The 18,307-nt window shown below is 41.2% G+C and carries 17 protein-coding genes; all 17 read right to left on the reverse strand.

All coding sequences use genetic code 11. The features are described from left to right. Positions 1–10: 10 nt before the first annotated feature. Positions 11–586, reverse strand: coding sequence for an RNA polymerase sigma factor RpoE (rpoE, locus tag PARA_RS02690; RefSeq protein ID WP_014064431.1), 576 nt, complete (start codon positions 584–586; stop codon positions 11–13). A 117-nt stretch (positions 587–703) separates the two neighbouring features. Then, positions 704–961, reverse strand: a complete 258-nt coding sequence (locus PARA_RS02695) for a succinate dehydrogenase assembly factor 2 (protein WP_014064432.1) — start codon at positions 959–961, stop codon at positions 704–706. 84 nt (positions 962–1,045) lie between these two features. Continuing rightward, entirely contained in the window at positions 1,046–2,722 is a 1,677-nt protein-coding gene (locus PARA_RS02700) for a fructose-specific PTS transporter subunit EIIC (RefSeq protein WP_014064433.1), read from the reverse strand. Between the two features lie 4 nt (positions 2,723–2,726). Further along, positions 2,727–3,668 (reverse strand): 1-phosphofructokinase, encoded by a 942-nt coding sequence (gene fruK, locus PARA_RS02705; RefSeq protein ID WP_014064434.1) that lies wholly within the window; start codon positions 3,666–3,668, stop codon positions 2,727–2,729. A gap of 3 nt (positions 3,669–3,671) precedes the next feature. Next, entirely contained in the window at positions 3,672–5,189 is a 1,518-nt protein-coding gene (gene fruB, locus PARA_RS02710; protein WP_014064435.1) for a fused PTS fructose transporter subunit IIA/HPr protein, read from the reverse strand. 74 nt (positions 5,190–5,263) lie between these two features. Further along, entirely contained in the window at positions 5,264–5,794 is a 531-nt protein-coding gene (locus PARA_RS02715) for a hypothetical protein (RefSeq protein WP_014064436.1), read from the reverse strand. 81 nt (positions 5,795–5,875) lie between these two features. Then, a complete protein-coding gene (locus PARA_RS02720) occupies positions 5,876–7,186 on the reverse strand; it encodes a hemolysin family protein (RefSeq protein ID WP_014064437.1) in 1,311 nt (436 codons plus the stop codon). A 110-nt stretch (positions 7,187–7,296) separates the two neighbouring features. Next, positions 7,297–7,821, reverse strand: coding sequence for a DUF1523 family protein (locus PARA_RS02725; protein ID WP_014064438.1), 525 nt, complete (start codon positions 7,819–7,821; stop codon positions 7,297–7,299). A gap of 26 nt (positions 7,822–7,847) precedes the next feature. After that, on the reverse strand, positions 7,848–8,630 hold the full coding sequence (locus PARA_RS02730; protein ID WP_014064439.1) for a YchF/TatD family DNA exonuclease: 783 nt from the start codon (positions 8,628–8,630) through the stop codon (positions 7,848–7,850). Positions 8,631–8,637: 7 nt separating this feature from the next. Next, a complete protein-coding gene (locus PARA_RS02735) occupies positions 8,638–9,618 on the reverse strand; it encodes a DNA polymerase III subunit delta' (RefSeq protein ID WP_014064440.1) in 981 nt (326 codons plus the stop codon). Next, complete coding sequence (gene tmk, locus PARA_RS02740; RefSeq protein WP_014064441.1) at positions 9,615–10,247, reverse strand: dTMP kinase; 633 nt, start codon at positions 10,245–10,247, stop codon at positions 9,615–9,617. The genes PARA_RS02735 and tmk overlap by 4 nt, the downstream gene beginning before the upstream one ends. Next, positions 10,247–11,296, reverse strand: coding sequence for an endolytic transglycosylase MltG (gene mltG, locus PARA_RS02745; RefSeq protein ID WP_014064442.1), 1,050 nt, complete (start codon positions 11,294–11,296; stop codon positions 10,247–10,249). Before mltG ends, tmk begins: the two co-directional genes overlap by 1 nt. Before the next feature lie 63 nt (positions 11,297–11,359). Beyond that, entirely contained in the window at positions 11,360–12,292 is a 933-nt protein-coding gene (locus tag PARA_RS02750) for a peptidylprolyl isomerase (protein ID WP_014064443.1), read from the reverse strand. Positions 12,293–12,369: 77 nt separating this feature from the next. Next, positions 12,370–12,909, reverse strand: a complete 540-nt coding sequence (gene pyrR, locus PARA_RS02755) for a bifunctional pyr operon transcriptional regulator/uracil phosphoribosyltransferase PyrR (RefSeq protein WP_041918208.1) — start codon at positions 12,907–12,909, stop codon at positions 12,370–12,372. A gap of 78 nt (positions 12,910–12,987) precedes the next feature. Continuing rightward, positions 12,988–16,467 (reverse strand): DNA polymerase III subunit alpha, encoded by a 3,480-nt coding sequence (gene dnaE, locus PARA_RS02760; protein ID WP_014064445.1) that lies wholly within the window; start codon positions 16,465–16,467, stop codon positions 12,988–12,990. Between the two features lie 35 nt (positions 16,468–16,502). Further along, positions 16,503–17,732 carry a tetratricopeptide repeat protein gene (locus tag PARA_RS02765; protein ID WP_041918209.1) on the reverse strand — a complete coding sequence of 410 codons (1,230 nt, stop codon included), beginning with the start codon at positions 17,730–17,732 and terminating at the stop codon, positions 16,503–16,505. A gap of 78 nt (positions 17,733–17,810) precedes the next feature. Beyond that, positions 17,811–18,269, reverse strand: a complete 459-nt coding sequence (gene gpt, locus PARA_RS02770) for a xanthine phosphoribosyltransferase (protein WP_005699092.1) — start codon at positions 18,267–18,269, stop codon at positions 17,811–17,813. Positions 18,270–18,307 lie beyond the last annotated feature (38 nt).

Raw genomic sequence — 18,307 nt, forward strand, 5'->3', positions numbered from 1 at the left:
CGACTTTATTTTAACGTTGCATAAGCGGTTGTATTTTGTTCTCAATCACTTCCCGAGCACGGAAAATGCGAGAACGTACAGTGCCTACTGGGCAATCCATTATCTCTGCGATCTCTTCGTAACTTAACCCTTCAAGCTCACGCAGGGTAATCGCGGTTCTTAAATCTTCTGGCAAACTGTGAATGGTATCAAATACCACTTTTTCTAATTCGCTAGATAACATTTCATTTTCAGGGGTATCTACATCACGTAGATGAGTTCCCACATCGTAGCTTTCGGCATCTTCAGCCAAAATATCCTCGCTCGGTGGACGGCGCCCCTGTGCCGTTAAGTAATTTTTTGCCGTATTAACGGCAATTCGATATAGCCAAGTGTAGAATGCACTATCGCCCCGAAAGGATTCAATGGAACGATAGGCCTTAATAAAGGATTCTTGTACAACATCTGGAATGTCGTTATGAGAAATGTAGCGGGTTAAAAGTCCGGCTACTTTGTTTTGATAACGAGAAACCAATAAATTAAAGGCTTTTTTATCGCCTTGCTGTACTCTTTCTACCAAAGCCTGATCTGTTAGCTGTTCAGCCATATATCTCCTATGCTACGTCTAACACGCCTTCATATATTCAAGACAGCAAGCTATTGTTGCTCTATCAGACAGAGTTAAAATTGAAAAGTTCCTTATGTATAAAAAATTTTAAAAAAATTAACGGACATTCGTTTTCTGCACATCTTGGATATATTCAACCATCGCTTGCACTTCGGCATCGTCTGATTGACTGCCATTAAAAAACCACGAAAAAAGTTGTAAATCCGTGGCAGCAAGTAAACGAATAAAAATATCTTTTTTGTCGTCAGTCAGTTGGTCAAAATGCGCTTTATAAAAAGGCATGATGATTTTATCCAGCTCAAGCATACCTCGACGACAATCCCATTCAATACGGAGTTTATTGTATTTATCCATAATTTCTCCCTAAATCATTGTAATTATACCTGATAAATGAAAAGTGCGGTTAAAAATTACCGCACTTTTTAATCAAAGAATCAATTATTCTGTCGCCTTCGGCTTAATCACCGCATAAACCACACCGGTTAATAATGCCCCCGTTGCGATTGCACCTAGGTAGAGTAATGGTTCAGAAACAAACGGAATCACAAATAAACCACCATGTGGTGCTTGCAGAGAAATATTTAATGCCATTGAAATAGCACCGGCTGTTGCACCACCAATCACCGAGCTAATAATCACACGTAATGGATCGGCTGCTACAAACGGCAATGCTCCTTCAGAGATAAAGCATAAGCCTAAGACAAAAGAAGCTTTACCTGCATCACGTTGATTGCTGGTAAATTTACTGCGTGCAATCCAGGTTGCAATCGCCATCCCAATTGGCGGCACCATACCAGCCGCCATGGCAGCAGCCATTGGTGTATGAACTTGAGAGGCTAACATTCCCACGGAGAACGTATAAGCCGCTTTGTTTACTGGACCGCCCATATCAATACACATCATGGCACCGATAATCGCACCCAATACCATCGCATTGACTTCCCCCATGGATTTTAACCAATCACTTAAGGTCGTCATAATTTGTGAAACCGGCGGGTTAATCACATAAATCATGGCAAGACCGACAATCAAGGTACCAAAGAGCGGGAGAATTAGAATCGGTTTTAAAGAGGTTAAACTCGCTGGCAATTTAATGGTTGCATTTAACCCTTTCACCACATAACCCGCTAAGAAACCCGCGATAATACCACCTAAAATCCCTGCGCCCGCCGTGGTGGCTAACATACCGCCAATAAGACCTACTGCAAGCCCCGGACGATCTGCGATAGAAAAGGCCACATAGCCGGCAAATACCGCAATCATCAGATGGAATGCGGCGCCACCGCCGATATCCATTAAGGCTTTTGGAATACCATGAAAAATTGTTTCATCTTTGAAGGCTTCGATACCAAACATGAAGGAAATCGCGATTAACAAACCACCGGCAACCACCAACGGCAACATGTGCGATACACCTGTCATCAAATGTTTATAGACGCCTTTTTTCTCGCCGCTTTCTTCTGATTTCGCAGAAGATTTTGCTGCGCCGCCTTCATAAATTTTTGCTTCTTTAAATGCCTTATCGAATTCTTGTGCGGTTTTCTTTAACGCCAAACCGGTCGATGTACGATACATCGGTTTTCCTTGGAATTTATCTAACGGCACATCAATATCCGCCGCAACAAAGACTAAATCTGCTGCAGCGACTTCTTCAGGGGTAATTTCATTACCAGCGCCCACTTGGCCACGCGTTTCGACTTTTACCTGCCAACCTTGTTTTTTCGCATAGGTTTCAATGGCTTCAGCAGACATAAAGGTATGCGCAACCCCTGTCGGACAAGCTGTCACTGCGACAATATTTTTGACGCCAGAAGCGCAGCCAAATTCAACCGCACTTTGAACTGGTTGAACATAGTCCATTGCTTGATTAAGCGCATTCGTCAGCGTGACTTCAGGTGATGCAATTGCCGCATCTTCATTGGCTAAAAAGACTTTTTTGCCCACAAATTCAGCAGAGTTTGGCAAAGTAGATCCGAAAACAATCACTAAATCCGCCTCTTTGGCTTGCTCAACCACAGTATGATTGGCTTTTTTCGCTGCCATGCCCAATGCTTGGCGAAGTAAATAGGCTTTTGCCGCACCAATTTGCGGAGATTGAGTTAAAAACAAATTCATTACATTATCCTTCAATCACAGAAATTTTGACATTCGCCAGAATTGGCTCAAGCAAGGCGATATCGCTCACCCCTACGTTACTTTGCGAAACCGCAAAGGCTGAAACAGCACTTGCAAACGCTAAAGTTTCCGCTTGAGACAAGCCTTTTTCAATACCGTAAATTAAGCCAGCCACCATAGAATCACCCGCTCCTACGGTGCTCACCACGTTTTCACATTTAGGTGGTTGAGCTTGAATAACAGCTTGATCACTCAGCCATAAAGAACCATTCGCGCCCATCGAAATAATCACATTAGCAATGCCTTCTGCTTTAAGTTTTTTAGCTGCCGCAATAATTTCATCAAGAGAATTTAACGGATGACCAATCCACGCTTCTAATTCGCGATGATTTGGTTTTACCAACCAAGGATAGGCTTTCAAACCTGCTGTGAGTGCCGCATTACTGCTATCTAATACGACTTTAACACCGGCTTGATGCAACTGATTAAGCCAATCCGCGAATAATTCAGGACTGACACCACGCGGTAAACTGCCACATACCGCAACAATATCAAAGTTTTGGCAATACGCTAATGAATCTGCTGTAAATTGCTGCCAAGCTTCTGGGGTGATTTGATAACCTAAGAAATTTAGGTCTGTCACATCGGCTTCGGTTTCCGTAATTTTTACGTTAATGCGAGTTTTACCTGCTACTCGATGAAATTTGTCTTCTAATCCTTGTTTTTTAAATAGCGTTTCAAAATCACCGACGTTGTCTTCCCCTAAGAAGCCACCAACGGCCACCTCTACGCCCAAATCTTTTAATACCTTAGCGACATTGATGCCTTTGCCGGCAGGGAAAATACCGAGTGTTTCAACAGTGTTCACTTCGCCGATTTCAATACGAGGCAAACGCCCAACTAAATCATAAGCGGCGTTTAAGGTAATTGTTGCTACTTTTGCCATCACTTACCCCCGACCTTCGCCTAAACCACTTTCAATGACTGCACCAATACCCTCAATCGCTTGCTGAGCTTCTTCACCACTCGCCACAAAACGTAGGCGGTGACCTTTCACGACACCGAGTGCCACAATTTTCATCAAACTTTTCGCGCTGACTAATTGGGTGTTACGATCTAAGTTTTGTACCGCAACCGACGCATTATATTTTTTCACTTCATTAACAAGCACCGCACTTGGACGAGCGTGCAAACCGTGTTCATTACGAATCATAAATACCGCTTCAATGGCATCGGCTGGTAAGCCCGTGTTTTCTTCGTGGATTTGTGGTGCATGCTCGCTGCTTACTTCAATAGTATCTGGTTCAGCCGGTGGTACGGCAGATACGCTTTCGCCAAGCCCACTCGCAATAATCTTACCTAAGGCTTCAATGGCTTGTTTCGCATCATCACCTTCCGCAACAAAACGTAAGCGATGACCTTGAGTCACACCTAATGCCACGATTTTCATTAAACTTTTTGCACTAACTGGTGCGGTTTCTCGAGTAAGATTTTGTACCGTAATTTTGGAGGTGAATTTTTTCACCTCATTGACAAGCACCGCACTTGGGCGAGCATGCAAGCCATGTTCATTACGAACAGTAAAGGTGCCAATCACTGCACCTGTAGCGATTTGGTCTTCAGATTGAGTTGCTGCAACTGGCACTTTACCGCCATTAAGTACGGTCAAAATTTGCTGCGTATTACCACTTAATAAAATATTTTGGACTTCATCATCCAATAAACGCGCTAATGTCTCATTGATTTGATCGTTAACCGCCGAAATCGTCAACACGCCTTTCACCGCTTTGCCATTATGATTAAAAATGGTTTTCGCACGACTGAATGCTAAGGCATTTTTCACATTACCTGATACGGCATCGGTTACCCATAACCCTTTACCAAGCGGCAGAGCAGAATTGGATACCACTTCAGAAACAAAGCTATTTTCAACCGCACTTTGCTGTTGTAATTTACCTGCATTGATGGCGGTAAGGGTGAGCAAACTTTGCGTTTCAATATCTAAACTTAATGTTTCTTCAGCAATGCTAAAAGCATCGCTTTCACCTAACAAAATCGCACGGAATTTTTCAACATTTGTTAATGTCGCTAACTGTGCCGCAGTGTCTTCATCACCTAAAACATGCGTTAATTGACGAAGTAAAGCAAGATGCTCATCAGAACGGGCAGCAATACCAATCACAACATAAGCAATATTGCCTTCTCCCCACTCAATACCTTGTGGAAATTGGAAAACTTGCACACCGGTTTTTTTCACCATCGAACGGGTTTCTAATGTACCGTGTGGAATCGCAATCCCATTGCCTAAAAAAGTGGAGGTTTGTTGTTCACGTCCAAGCATGCCTTGCAAATAGCCTTGTTCAACATTGCCAGCTTGCTCTAACGCACTTGCAGCCATTTCAATAGCTTGCAGCTTATTTGTTGCCGTAGCATTTAAATGAATGTTGCTTTCCGAAAGTTCTAACATTCTAGCTCCTTCACATTGATGATTTAAAAAAAGAAAAGCTGCTGATGAGATCACTCATCAACAGCTCAAATTGATTATTGGCCGGCACAGGCTTTGAGTAGCATTTCGCTACCTTGGGAAATGTAGGCGTCATTTTCACCGCGTTCTTTACCTTTTTGCAAATCACGCATAGCATCGTAGATCCCTTGCGTCACACTTGGAGAATCCACTTTTTGCCAACAATTTGTACTTAAACGGCTGAAGTTAGTTTGTAATGCCTCTGCATGTAATACACCACTGTAATAAGCATACACATCAGAATCATGACCACCTGTGTAGAGTTTATCTTGAATTTGTTTGATTGGTACAACAATACGACCGAGATACCAGTCATTTGCACCACTTGCAAAATTATCCACAAAGAAGTTCTTTGTCACGCGATCTTTATAGGTTGCTACGGTCGCCTCATAAGCCGCCGCATAAGATTTTTGGTCGATTTTATCTTTATCTAAATCAATGACCTTTTTGTCTTTACCCATAAATGGAATGTAAGAGGTCATATCCGAAATCGAAGAACAACCCGCAAGCATTACTGCCACAAAGAATACCGAGATTTTTTTAAACATTAAATTTTCCTTATTTATAGGCGGTTAAAACCGCCGTTAATTATACTTAGAATGGGAGGTTAAGCAAGGCAGCACCTAGTACTACGCTGATTCTTTGCTCACGCCGTTGTCTTTGACAATCGAAACTAAAATTTGATCAATTTTGAAGTTTTCGGTATCAATAACTTCAAATTTATATTTATCGTATAACACAAAATCGGTTTTTTTCGGAATTTTGCGTAACATATACATCATAAAGCCACTAATAGTCTCGTAATTTTCTGAATCAGGGAAAGATTCAATATCCAAAACGCGCATCACATCTTCAAGTGGCGTTGCCCCATCAATTAACCAAGAGTTTTCATCGCGGCTAACGATTTGCTCTTCTTCGTTAGAAACCAATTCTCCCATCACAATACTCATCACATCGTTCAAGGTAATTAAGCCCATTACAAGCGCATATTCATTGACGATAATCGCAAAATCTTCCCCCGTAGATTTAAACAACTCCAATACTTCATATAACGACAGCGTATCTGGGATAAATAACGCTTTACGCAATAAACGGCTATCCGTTAAATCTACCACTTCTTGTTGAAGATAGAGTGTTAATAAGGTATGTGATTCCACATAACCTAAAATCTTATCCAAACCATTATCACAGATCACTAATTTAGAATGAGAGTCTGCCGATAAGGTATTCAACACTTCCTGACGGGTGAAAGTGCGGTCTAAAAATACGATGTTCTCACGAGTCGTCATGGTTGAAGACACAGTGCGCTCTTGCATTTCAAAGATGTTTTCAATCAAATAATGCTCTTGTGTTTTTAGCACGCCCGCTTCAGCACCAGCCTCCACAATCGCCACAATGTCTTCTGGAGTCATATTATCTTCGCGCTTAGTGGATATCCCCATTAAATGGAAGAAGATATTAGAAAGACCATCAAAAAACCATACAATAGGTTTTAAGAAGAAAATGAAGACTTGCATAATGCCAATAGTCCGTAACGCAACACCTTCAGGATTAATCAATGCGAGACGTTTCGGAATTAAATCGGCTAATAAAACAAATGTTGTGGTTACCATGAAAAAAGCAATCCAAGAGGAGGCTGGCTCAACCCATTCTGCCGTGGTGTATTCATGTAAAAAACTCTGTAAGTGAAGACTAATTGTTGCTTCACCAATCACCCCACCAAGTACGGCAACCATATTAAGTCCAATTTGTACTACAGTAATGAAACGCCCTGGCTGTTCCTGTAATTTTAAAACTTTCTCCGCTTTGATATTGCCTTCATTGGCCAACGCTTGTAGTTTAATGCGTCTTGCACCCGCGAGAGAAATCTCAGCTGATGACAAGATTGCACTGACAATAATTAATACGATTAAAATAAAAATCGCTGCAGATAAACTCATAATGTTCTCTTTATTGGTTTTAAAGTGCGGTCAATTTACCGCTGGTTTTTAGGTTAGAAATGTTATTATTAAATTGTGAGGGCGTTCTATGACGCCCTATTTAAGAAACGCTAATTTTCGCTGTCGAACCAGCCGCGTACAAATTGTATAGAAAGGAAAAGGGTAACGAATAGGAATGCATAGAATACCCAAGATAAAATCGGATGACTTGGTGTCACATCGCCGCTTATTTCTTTTACTGACAAGGCATTACGATATTCATCAAACATCGTCATCCGCCAGCCGTAATACTTGATTTGTACTAATTTGTTTTCATTACCCAAGGCTTGAACTTGAGCCTGTAAGTTTGCTGAACCAAATTTAAAGTAGAATGGAAAACCCCAACGGGTATCTTCATTACGATACACCATGATTTTGCCATCATCATTTTGTGTATTGATAAAATACACATCGCGCGTTGGACCATCAGCCGGATTCGATTTTGTAATCGGACCATCTTTATCCACACGTTTCACTTCCACACCCGTTACTCGCGTTACATCATAGTGTGGGAAAACGTAGTCCACCACAGCAAACATAAAGCCGTGAAAAACAAAGACCACTAAAAATAAAAAGTATTTAAAAAACTTACGCATAACACTCTCTCATTTAAATCGATGATTTATTGTACATTAATTTTAAATAAACGCTCGAAGTTTTGTGTACTAATTTGTGCAAATTCTTCCATAGACAGCCCTTTTAACGCTGCCACATATTCACACACCTCTCGCGTATAGGCAGGTTGGTTCTCTTTGCCACGATAAGGCACGGGTGCTAAGTAAGGCGAATCCGTTTCAACTAACAAACGATCTGCTGGTACATAACGAATGGCTTCGCGAATACTTTCCGCGTTTTTAAAGGTAATAATGCCAGAACAAGAGATGTAAAAACCTAAATCAAGCGCCTTTTTCGCAAAATCTAAGGTTTCCGTAAAACAATGAATTAATCCACCGCACTTTTCTGCCTGGTGCTCACGCAACATAGCAATGGTATCTTCTGTTGCTGAACGCGTATGAATAATCACGGGTTTATCCACTTCATTAGCAATTCTGATTTGATCCGCAAAAACCGTTTGCTGCAACGCTTTATTATCCGCGCTGTAATAATAATCCAAACCAATTTCGCCAATTGCGATCACTTTTTTATCTTGGGATAAACGTAATAAACGATCGGCATCGTAAGGTTCTTCTTCAAGATCTAATGGATGCACGCCGCAAGCTAAAGACACATTCGGAAATTTTGCTAACTCAGGGTAAGCTTTTTCAAAACGGCTTAATGTTACGCCAATCGCCAACAAATGCTTCACATCTCGTGCTTGGGCTTTGGCCACCACATCAGCAATATCTTTGTGTAAATTTTCATAATCCAATGCATCTAAATGGCAATGGGAATCTACGATAAACATAATTTATTTAGTCCTTAAATACGTCGGTAATTAACTTCGTCAAACCATCTAGTAACATTAATTCCGTGTTAACGCCATTAATGGTAAGTAAATCCGAGCGTACTTTTTGCATAATTTTATTCGCGGTTAATAACCCAAGCGCTGTTTGCTCATCTGCAAATTGAGTTACACCTGTTTTAAGATCAAGTGTTTGCCAGCCACTTTGTATTTCGAGTTTGTATTTAATGGCATCGCTTAAAAACGCTAAAATCCAATCCACTTGCTGTATGGTGCGTTCTTTTTCAAAGAAAGGCAAAATTTCCAAAGGCGAACGGCGACGATAAAACAGCCAAAATTGACGTAGGAAATTCTTCCGTTGTTCAATTAATCCTTGCTGTAGTGTTTCTAATGCTAACAGCGGACGCCCCAAATTCATCGCAAGTGCGGTCAATAATTCTGATGTTTCTGCCTGAAATTGAGAAGAAAGCCAGGTTAAGGCTTCCGCTTCTGTTGGCAAAGGAACATTCCACACTTGGCAACGGCTGTAAATAGTCGCTAACAATGAAGAGGATGGCTCTGTTTGCAACAAGAAATACGTGTTCGGACGTGGCTCTTCCAAAGTTTTAAGCAACGCATTCGCTGCTGCTTCCGTAAGACGTTCTGCATCTTGGATATACACTAATTTATTGCCGTTTTGTTGCGCGTGTTGGCTGACAACTTCATTAATCGCCCGTACCTGATCAACGCCAATGTCTTTGCCTTCTTGAGAGGCTAAAACATGAAAATCGGGGTGACTTTGCGCTGCCATTAAGTGACAAGCATGACAATGCCCACAAGGTGCATTATCTGGCGTTTGACACATAATGCGTTTTGTCAAAGCCTCAAACAAACCTTCAGCACCGAGACCTTGATCAGCTTTAATCAATAATGCATGATGCCCCAAACCTTCGCTAAAAGTTTGGCTAATTTTGTGATAAGTAGGCACTAACCAAGGACAAAGTTCGCTCATTTTGCTTGTGAAACCCACCAACTTTTGACCGCACTTTGTATGTCTGCTTGTACTTGTGCCAAAGCCTGACCTGCATTAATAATCGCAGCTTTCGGATTGTTTTGCACCAATTCCAAATAACGTTGGCGGGTACGATGGAAGAAATCGAGTCCTTGTTGTTCAATGCGGTCTAATTCACCACGACCTCTAGCACGAGCAAGCCCTTCTGCAGGATCAATGTCTAAATACAGTACAAAATCAGGCTCAAAGTCGCCTAATACCATATTTTTTAAATTCGCCATAAGCGTTTGGTCAAACTGACGCCCACCGCCTTGATAAGCCTGTGAAGACATATCATGGCGATCACCCAGCACAATTTTACCTTCTGCCAATGCTGGCTTAATCACATTTTCTACCAATTGAATTCGTGCCGCATAAAGCATCAACAATTCCGCTTTATCGGTAACAAGCTCTGCTGTTTCATGCTTGATTAAATGGCGTAATTTTTCGGCTAACGGTGTGCCACCCGGCTCACGAGTAAACACAATATCGTTTACACCAAGAGATTTTAATGTATCCACCACCGTTTGCATGGCGGTACTTTTACCTGCACCTTCCAGCCCTTCAATAACGATAAATTTGCCTTGCATTAGTTGGCTCCTTTTTGTTGGTTACGATACCAACGTAAATATTCTTGCACTGCTTTATTATGCTCGTTCAGATTACGAGTAAATTTATGACCGCCACTTCCATCAGCAACAAAATAATAAAAATCTGTTTTTGCTGGATGCGCCACAGCCTGTAAAGCACTTTCACTCACCATCGCAATTGGTGTCGGCGGTAGCCCCTCAATCATATAGGTATTGTACGGGGTCATCGTTTCCAAATCTTTTTTACGAATATTGCCGGTATAACTCTCACCCATTCCATAAATCACGGTTGGGTCAGTTTGTAGTTTCATATTGGCTTTTAAACGATTAATAAATACGGAAGCCACTTGTGGACGCTCCGCCGCAATACCCGTTTCTTTCTCCACAATAGAAGCCAAAATCAGCATCTGATACGGATCCGCTAAAGGGAGATTTTCATCACGTTCATTCCACGCTTTATCTAAGGCTTTTTGTAGACGGGTAGTTGAACGTTTTAATAATTCAAGATCAGTCGAGTTTGGCGTGTAATTATAGGTATCTGGATACAACCACCCCTCCATGTTATTCCATTCGTAAACGGCTTTTGAAACGGCTGGAATATCTAATAACGCCATAATCTCTTTATCCGTTTTACCTTGCAAGGTTTGTTTTAAGTGCGGTGCATTTTCAAGGTTTTTACGCCATTCCTTGAACGTTTTACCCTCAATAAACTTCACACTAAATTGTGCTTCCTTACCGGAATTAATCATATCTAATAAATCTTGCAACGTTTTTACGCCCGTTAAAGAATAAGTTCCCGCTTTCACTTTGTTGAGCTGAGGTTGTAATTTCAATAACCAAGGTAATAAATCGGCATTATCAAGAATTTTTTCCTGCTCTAATAACGCAGCGAGTTTACCGCCTGTGGTTCCTCGCTCAATCGTAAGCAATTGATCTTGCTTGACATTCACTGGCGTATGAACAAAACTTGTTAGTTTTTGATAACCCCAAAAACCAACACCGCCAAGAATAAGCAGAAGAATCAGTAAAAAGACAAAAAATTTTTTCATGCGTCACTCATTTTATAAAAACGACAAAAGGGGCAAAATGCCCCCTTATTCTAACGTTTTCTGTTATTTATCGAAATATTGAATATCAGCATTTTTACGTAATGCTTTCACCCAGTCTTTGGTTGCTTCTTGTAATTGGCTATTCACGATTTGTTCGTAAGCTTTTTGACGATAGGCATCTTCTGTTTTATCGCCATCACGAGTACCGGTTACTTCGAGAATATGCCAACCAAATTCAGATTTAAACGGTGCTGAAATAGTACCTTGTGGGGTTGTTTCAACCATTTTTGCAAATGGACCTACATAAGCTTCTGGGAAAGCATAGCCTAAGCTTCCGCCATTCGCACCAGATAAATAATCTTTAGAATATTTTAATGCGGCATCGGCAAATGTCATTTTGCCAGAAATAATCTCGCTACGAATACGTTCTAATTCTGCTTTAGCTTGTGCATCATTCAGCAATGGGTTTAATTTTAATAAAATATGACGAACTTCATACTCTTTGCCCATCACTTTTTGCGCTGTGCCTTTTGCTTTTGCTTCATCGAGCATTTGTTTACCCAATGCATCCACTTGCTCGCGAGTCACATCTACGCTGTTTTGAATAGCATGGTTACGCACACCCGCCATTAACATTTGGCGAGAAATTTGTTGTTTAAATGCATTTAAGGAAATGCCTTGATAATCGAGCGCATCTAAGAATTGACCATAAGTTAAACCATTTTTTGCCGCAATATCTTCTACGATACGGTTTACTTCAGCTTGGTTTACTTTTACACCTGATTCTTTGATAGCTTTCTCTGTCAGCATATCATCAATAATCTTATCTAATGCTGCACGTTGGCTACCTTTCTTGCCCATTACGGCATTCACTTGGCTTTGTAAAATTGGTGTACCATTTACGGTCGCCACAACGCGTTCTTCTGCTTGTACTTGAGAAAAAGTAAACAGACCGATCATGGCAAATAAAAGAGATTTTAACATTGATTTTTTCATTTTAGTTGTCTTAAAAAATAATAGGATAATGCTCGTTAGATTATCAATTTTATCAAAGGTTCACAATAGGCTGACAGTTATTTAGGCAATAAGGCCACTTCATAACAACCATCGTATTTTAATGTGCGAACCTGAACTTGTTCATCACGGGAAGTCGGCACATTTTTACCTACATAGTCTGCCCGAATTGGTAATTCACGGTGTCCACGATCCACTAAAATCACCAATTCAATTTTAGCTGCTCGACCAAAATCCGTTAACGCATCCATCGCGGCACGAATGGTTCTTCCAGTGAATAGTACATCATCGATCAAAATGACTTCTTTCCCCTGAATATTCATATAACTTGAGGCACCGCTATACACAGGGGTTGGATTTTCAGGTTCAACATACTCTAAGTCATCGCGGTAAAATGTGATATCCAATTCCATCATTGGAAGACTCACACCATTCAACTCTTCAATGCGACGTTGAATCAATTCGGCAATTTCAGCACCACGGCGTTTCACCCCAACTAAAATCACATTATTGAAATCTTGGTGCTTTTCAATAATTTCATGGGAAATACGCGAAATAGTGCGTAAAAATCTGTCTGCATCAATAATGATTTTTTCCATTTTATCTCTCGCTTTATTTATCTCACCTAAAGTGCGGTTAAAAAACACTGATTTTTTGACCGCACTTTTACTGGAATATTAACCAAATTCTAGCTCTACCGCATTTTCGCCGAGCAAATTCACCAATTCTGTTAGAATCTCATCCGTTGGCGTAATCGACCATTGAATCCCTAAACGCAATAACGCACGACCTTTTGCGCTTTGATAATATACGTTAATTGGTAAAGTACCGCCACTAACCGGTTCTAACATTTCTTTCAGTTTCTTAATAAAACTTGGGCTAATCTGCTCCTCAGACAAACTGATAGCCAAAGATTTTGCATAACGGGAACGCGCTTCATCTAAGGTCATTAAATCCCGTACCGACATTTTTAGTCCGCCTGAAAAATCGTCAAAACTCACTTGGCCAGATACCACCACAACTGTATCTTTTTGCAGCTTTTCACCAAATTGATCTAAGCTTTCCCCAAACAGGGTTAAATCCAAACGTCCAGAACGGTCATCAATGGTTGCGATACCGATGCGATTGCCTTTTTTCGTTGTCGCGAAGCGAGTTGAGACTAGCAAACCGGCTACCGTACTAATTTGCCCACGGCGATTTGGCGTAAGATCTTTTAATCGCGTAGAACTGTAATGAGAAAGTTCTTTTAAATAACGACTCACAGGATGGCTGCTTAAATACAAACCGAGGGTTTCGCGCTCACCATCTAAAATTTGTTTTTCTGTGTAAGGTGGCGTATGGGCGTAAGCATTTTCCACTTCTTCGTGTGTTTCTGTCAGCACACCGAACATATCGGTTTGTCCCATGGCCTCATCTTTTGCATGCTGATCTGACGCTTTGAGTGCATCTTCTAGATTCTTAGATAACGCTGCACGGTGTGGCCCTAACTTATCAAATGCGCCCGACATAATCAGACTTTCAAAAGTACGACGGTTAATTTTTTTCAAATCAACGCGAGCACATAAATCAAATAAATCTCTGAAAATCCCACCTTCATTACGAGCGGTAATCAATGCATCAATCGGACCTTCACCCACACCTTTAATGGCGCCGATACCGTAAACAATCTCACCATTTTCATTCACACTGAAATGATGTTTTCCTACATTGATATCCGGTGGGGTAACTTTTAAGCCCATACGCAAACATTCATCATATAAGCCAACAATTTTATCGGTATTATCCATTTCCGAGGTCATTACCGCTGCCATAAACTCAGCAGGGAAATGGGTTTTCAGCCAAAGGGTTTGATAAGATACTAACGCATAAGCGGCAGAGTGCGATTTATTGAAACCATAGCCGGCAAATTTTTCCACCAAGTCGAAAATTTTCATGGAAAGCTCACCATCAACACCATTTTTTTCAGCGCCTTCTTTAAACACAGAGCGCTGTTTCGCCATTTCCTCTGGCTTTTTCTTACCCATCGCACGACGTAATAAGTCTGCACCGCCAAGAGTATAACCCGCTAATACCTGAGCAATTTGCATGACTTGCTCTTGGTACAAAATAATACCATAAGTTGGCTCTAAAATCGGTTTAAGGCTTTCATGTTGATAGTTTGCGTCAGGATAAGACACTTCTTCTCGACCATGTTTACGGTCAATAAAGTTATCCACCATGCCCGATTGTAATGGACCTGGTCGGAATAACGCCACCAACGCGATAATATCTTCAAAACAGTCTGGCTGCAGGCGTTTAATCAAATCTTTCATCCCGCGCGATTCCAACTGGAATACGGCAGTCGTTTCAGATCGCTTCAGCAACTCAAAAGATTCAGGATCATCTAATGGAATAGCGGCAATATCGACTAACGGTTTGCCTTCACGAGTAAGGCGGGCATTAATCATATCTAGTGCCCATTTGATAATGGTGAGTGTACGCAAACCTAAGAAGTCAAACTTCACTAAACCGGCATATTCCACATCATTTTTATCGAAGTGGGTAACAGGATGAAGTCCCTCGTTGTCGCAATAAAGTGGTGCAAAGTCTGTAATCAAAGAAGGGGAAATCACCACGCCACCTGCGTGTTTACCTGCATTTCGCGTGACACCCTCTAGCTTACGCGCCATATCAATCAAGGCTTTGACTTCTTCATCTGAATCATATGCTGTTTGTAGTTGCGGTTCAGCCTCAAAAGCCTTGGCTAAGGTCATACCTGGATCAGGTGGAATCATTTTCGAAATACGATCCACAAAGCCATAAGGATGACCTAACACACGCCCCACATCTCGAATTACCGCTTTGGCCGCCATGGTACCGAAGGTAATAATTTGTGATACCGCACCACGACCATAGGTTTCTGCGACATGATCGATAACGCGATCCCGTCCATCCATACAGAAATCCACGTCGAAATCGGGCATGGAAACACGCTCTGGATTGAGGAAACGCTCAAAAAGAAGATCGAATTCAAGGGGATCTAAATCGGTAATTTTTAGTGCATACGCCACCAATGAACCTGCACCAGAACCACGTCCAGGCCCTACCGGAATATCATTGTCTTTTGACCACTGGATAAACTCCATAACGATTAAGAAGTAACCCGGGAAGCCCATTTGGTTGATCACATCGAGTTCGACTTGAAGACGCTCATCATATTCCGGTCGTCTTTCTGCCCGCACTTTTTCATCGGGGAATAAAAACGCCAACCGCTCTTCCAAACCTTCTTTGGATTTCATCACCAAATAATCTTCCGTACTCAGATCACCTGTTGGGAATTTTGGAAGGAAATACTCACCCAAACGCAAAGTGACATTACAGCGTTGCGCAATTAATACCGTATTTTCAAGCGCAGAAGGAATGTCCGAAAATAAGTCACACATCTCTTCTTCTGAGCGGAAATATTGTTGTTCGGTATAACGTTTTGGACGTTTCGGATCGTCAAGGGTATAGCCATCATGAATAGCAACTCGAATTTCGTGTGCCTCAAAATCATCAGGCGCAAGAAAGACAACATCGTTGGTTGCGACAAGTGGTAAATCATGGGCTTCAGCAAGTTTTAATGCGGCTTGAATATAACGCTCTTCATCTGGACGACCCGTTCTGGAAAGTGAAAGGTAAAAATGGTCAGGAAAAAATTCTTGATAAAAACTGACCGCACTTTCAGCTTCAAAGCTATTTTCTTTAAGAAGTTTTTTCGCGATATCGCCTTGTGTGCCACCTGATAAAACAATTACACCCTCACGGTGTTCAATCAACCATTCCTGGTCGATATAAGGCAAGTCCACATAGCCGCGTTGATAGGCTTTTGAAAGCAGTAATGTGATGTTTTTATAGCCTTCATTGTTCTTGGCAAGTAAAGTGAGGGTGAATAATTCCTCACCACATAGCTCGCTTTTAACATGAACATCTGCGCCAATAATCGGTTTAATCCCCGAAGAAAGGGTTTCACCATAAAAACGCACTACACCGCAGAAATTGGTAAAATCCGTTAATGCCAACGCAACCATATTGTTTGCAGCACACGCTTTGACCAATGGTTTCACTTTCACGATACCATCGATCATTGAAAAATCGGTGTGTGTACGAAGATGTACAAAACGCGGTTGAGTTGACATGAATAATCCTTATGTTGATAGTTAAAACAGATAACTTAGGCTTTTTTAATATCTATTCTAGCTAAGCCTTCTTTAAAAGCGAATCCATAACGTCTTGGTATTGATGCTTCAAATCTACCATTCTCTACGGTAGTTTCATAGCTGCAAACTTTAAATTCAGGCACACGAATAAAGGAATAATCGACATTGACCATAGGCGATATTTTTGAATATAACGTCCATCTGACTTTGCACCCTTCTTCAAAAGAGGTTTTCGCATCAAAAACGCTTGCCCCTTCGCAATGCGCAATTTGGTAATTAGGGTAAAACTCCCCAGGGAAAGGTTTTGCATTACAGAAATTAAATACCCTATCATGTGAGAATACATCTTGACGAATATAGCCCCACAAGTCTTCAGCAAGGAAATCCTGATCAGCAAAATGACGAGAGTCATAACCCTTATCCACAAAACGTTGAATTCTTGCTTCCATATCTGGCACCGCACCAGCTTTAGCCCCCCACATCCCCGCTAAAATAAGTGCGGTATGGGAGCCAGAATCACGCATTGTATGGAATGAACGACCACTTTCAATCCATTCGGCCACGGCTTCAGCTTCCCGGTGAGAGACCACGGAGTCAGCACCTCGGAAGATCACATACTCAGCTTCAGGGTCATTAATTGCAAGAAAACGCCACATTGCACCAGGCCATTTATTCACAGGTGAAGTGACATAAACCACTTCTGCATCATTATTTTTTAATCGTTGAATCGTTTCAGATGAGACCGAATCATCCACATAAAAACGGCATACCCAACCAGGGAATAACATCGGAGAAACCTGTGTATTTAATACTGCCGGCTCAATATATTTAGAGTTATTACCAAATAAAGAAAACGCAATAATTCGTTTACCATTTTTAGGCGCAGGCGCAGGAACCATTTCCTGTTTTGGAATGGGAATGGCTTTATCTTTCAACTCAAGGGCTAAACTACCATAAAAACCTGAGCGTTCCCAATCATCTACTGCACCATAAGCATGTGCCAATAAATCTAAAGCCGGAATATATTGCGCATCTACTTTTAATGTTTTTAATTCTGCTTCGATCGCTTCTTGCCATTTTAATTGTTGCAAATAAACATAAGCAATTTTATGAGGGTATTCAGGATTATTGGGATCAAGTAAGCAAAGCTTTTCAGCCAGCTTGACTGCTTCATTATATTCTTTGTTTTCAAGGGAAGAAACGTAAGAACGCTCTAGCGCTTTTTGTGCGTCCATATTATTCATAATCAAAATAAATTGGTCATAATTATTACGCCGGAACTATAAAGTACCGGCGTAACGAAATTTTATATTCAAGTTTTATTATTTTCTTGCCAATGGTGGCACGAAAGTTAAACCTAAATCCCAAGGTTGTTCAATCCAAGTGTTTTGCGGAATATCAATCACATAATCATCCACTAACTCAGCACCTGCAGGTTTTGCGAATACCGTAACAAATTTCGCTTTTGGATACATTTCACGAATTGCACGAGCAGTGTTGCCGGTATCCACTAAATCGTCTACCACGATCATTCCTTCACCATCACCACTTGCACGGTGTAATACTTTTAATGCACCTTGTTCATCGTGATCATAACTCGCAATACACACGGTTTCCACGAAACGAATATTTAATTCGCGAGCAAGTACCGCTGCTGGGAATAAACCACCACGGCTTACTGCGATAATACCTTTCCACTGAGTGGCAGGAAGTAAACGTTCCGCTAATTTGCGGGCATGCATTTGGAACATATCCCAAGTCACAACATATTTTTCGCTCATAACAAATCCCTTCAACTTTGTCGCTAAATAAAAAAATT

It is taken from the genome of Haemophilus parainfluenzae T3T1 (genome assembly GCF_000210895.1).
Classification (GTDB): domain Bacteria; phylum Pseudomonadota; class Gammaproteobacteria; order Enterobacterales; family Pasteurellaceae; genus Haemophilus_D; species Haemophilus_D parainfluenzae_A.

What these genes read in the sequence shown, in the direction of transcription:
- dnaE (WP_014064445.1), bottom strand. Translation starts at nt 16,467, where the DNA reads ATGTCAACTCAACCGCGTTTTGTACATCTTCGTACACACACCGATTTT.
- tmk (WP_014064441.1), bottom strand. Translation starts at nt 10,247, where the DNA reads ATGCAAGGCAAATTTATCGTTATTGAAGGGCTGGAAGGTGCAGGTAAA.
- fruB (WP_014064435.1), bottom strand. Translation starts at nt 5,189, where the DNA reads ATGTTAGAACTTTCGGAAAGCAACATTCATTTAAATGCTACGGCAACA.
- PARA_RS02765 (WP_041918209.1), bottom strand. Translation starts at nt 17,732, where the DNA reads ATGAATAATATGGACGCACAAAAAGCGCTAGAGCGTTCTTACGTTTCT.
- pyrR (WP_041918208.1), bottom strand. Translation starts at nt 12,909, where the DNA reads ATGGAAAAAATCATTATTGATGCAGACAGATTTTTACGCACTATTTCG.
- rpoE (WP_014064431.1), bottom strand. Translation starts at nt 586, where the DNA reads ATGGCTGAACAGCTAACAGATCAGGCTTTGGTAGAAAGAGTACAGCAA.
- mltG (WP_014064442.1), bottom strand. Translation starts at nt 11,296, where the DNA reads ATGAAAAAATTTTTTGTCTTTTTACTGATTCTTCTGCTTATTCTTGGC.
- fruK (WP_014064434.1), bottom strand. Translation starts at nt 3,668, where the DNA reads ATGGCAAAAGTAGCAACAATTACCTTAAACGCCGCTTATGATTTAGTT.
- gpt (WP_005699092.1), bottom strand. Translation starts at nt 18,269, where the DNA reads ATGAGCGAAAAATATGTTGTGACTTGGGATATGTTCCAAATGCATGCC.
- PARA_RS02735 (WP_014064440.1), bottom strand. Translation starts at nt 9,618, where the DNA reads ATGAGCGAACTTTGTCCTTGGTTAGTGCCTACTTATCACAAAATTAGC.
- PARA_RS02695 (WP_014064432.1), bottom strand. Translation starts at nt 961, where the DNA reads ATGGATAAATACAATAAACTCCGTATTGAATGGGATTGTCGTCGAGGT.
- PARA_RS02750 (WP_014064443.1), bottom strand. Translation starts at nt 12,292, where the DNA reads ATGAAAAAATCAATGTTAAAATCTCTTTTATTTGCCATGATCGGTCTG.
- PARA_RS02700 (WP_014064433.1), bottom strand. Translation starts at nt 2,722, where the DNA reads ATGAATTTGTTTTTAACTCAATCTCCGCAAATTGGTGCGGCAAAAGCC.
- PARA_RS02715 (WP_014064436.1), bottom strand. Translation starts at nt 5,794, where the DNA reads ATGTTTAAAAAAATCTCGGTATTCTTTGTGGCAGTAATGCTTGCGGGT.
- PARA_RS02730 (WP_014064439.1), bottom strand. Translation starts at nt 8,630, where the DNA reads ATGTTTATCGTAGATTCCCATTGCCATTTAGATGCATTGGATTATGAA.
- PARA_RS02725 (WP_014064438.1), bottom strand. Translation starts at nt 7,821, where the DNA reads ATGCGTAAGTTTTTTAAATACTTTTTATTTTTAGTGGTCTTTGTTTTT.
- PARA_RS02720 (WP_014064437.1), bottom strand. Translation starts at nt 7,186, where the DNA reads ATGAGTTTATCTGCAGCGATTTTTATTTTAATCGTATTAATTATTGTC.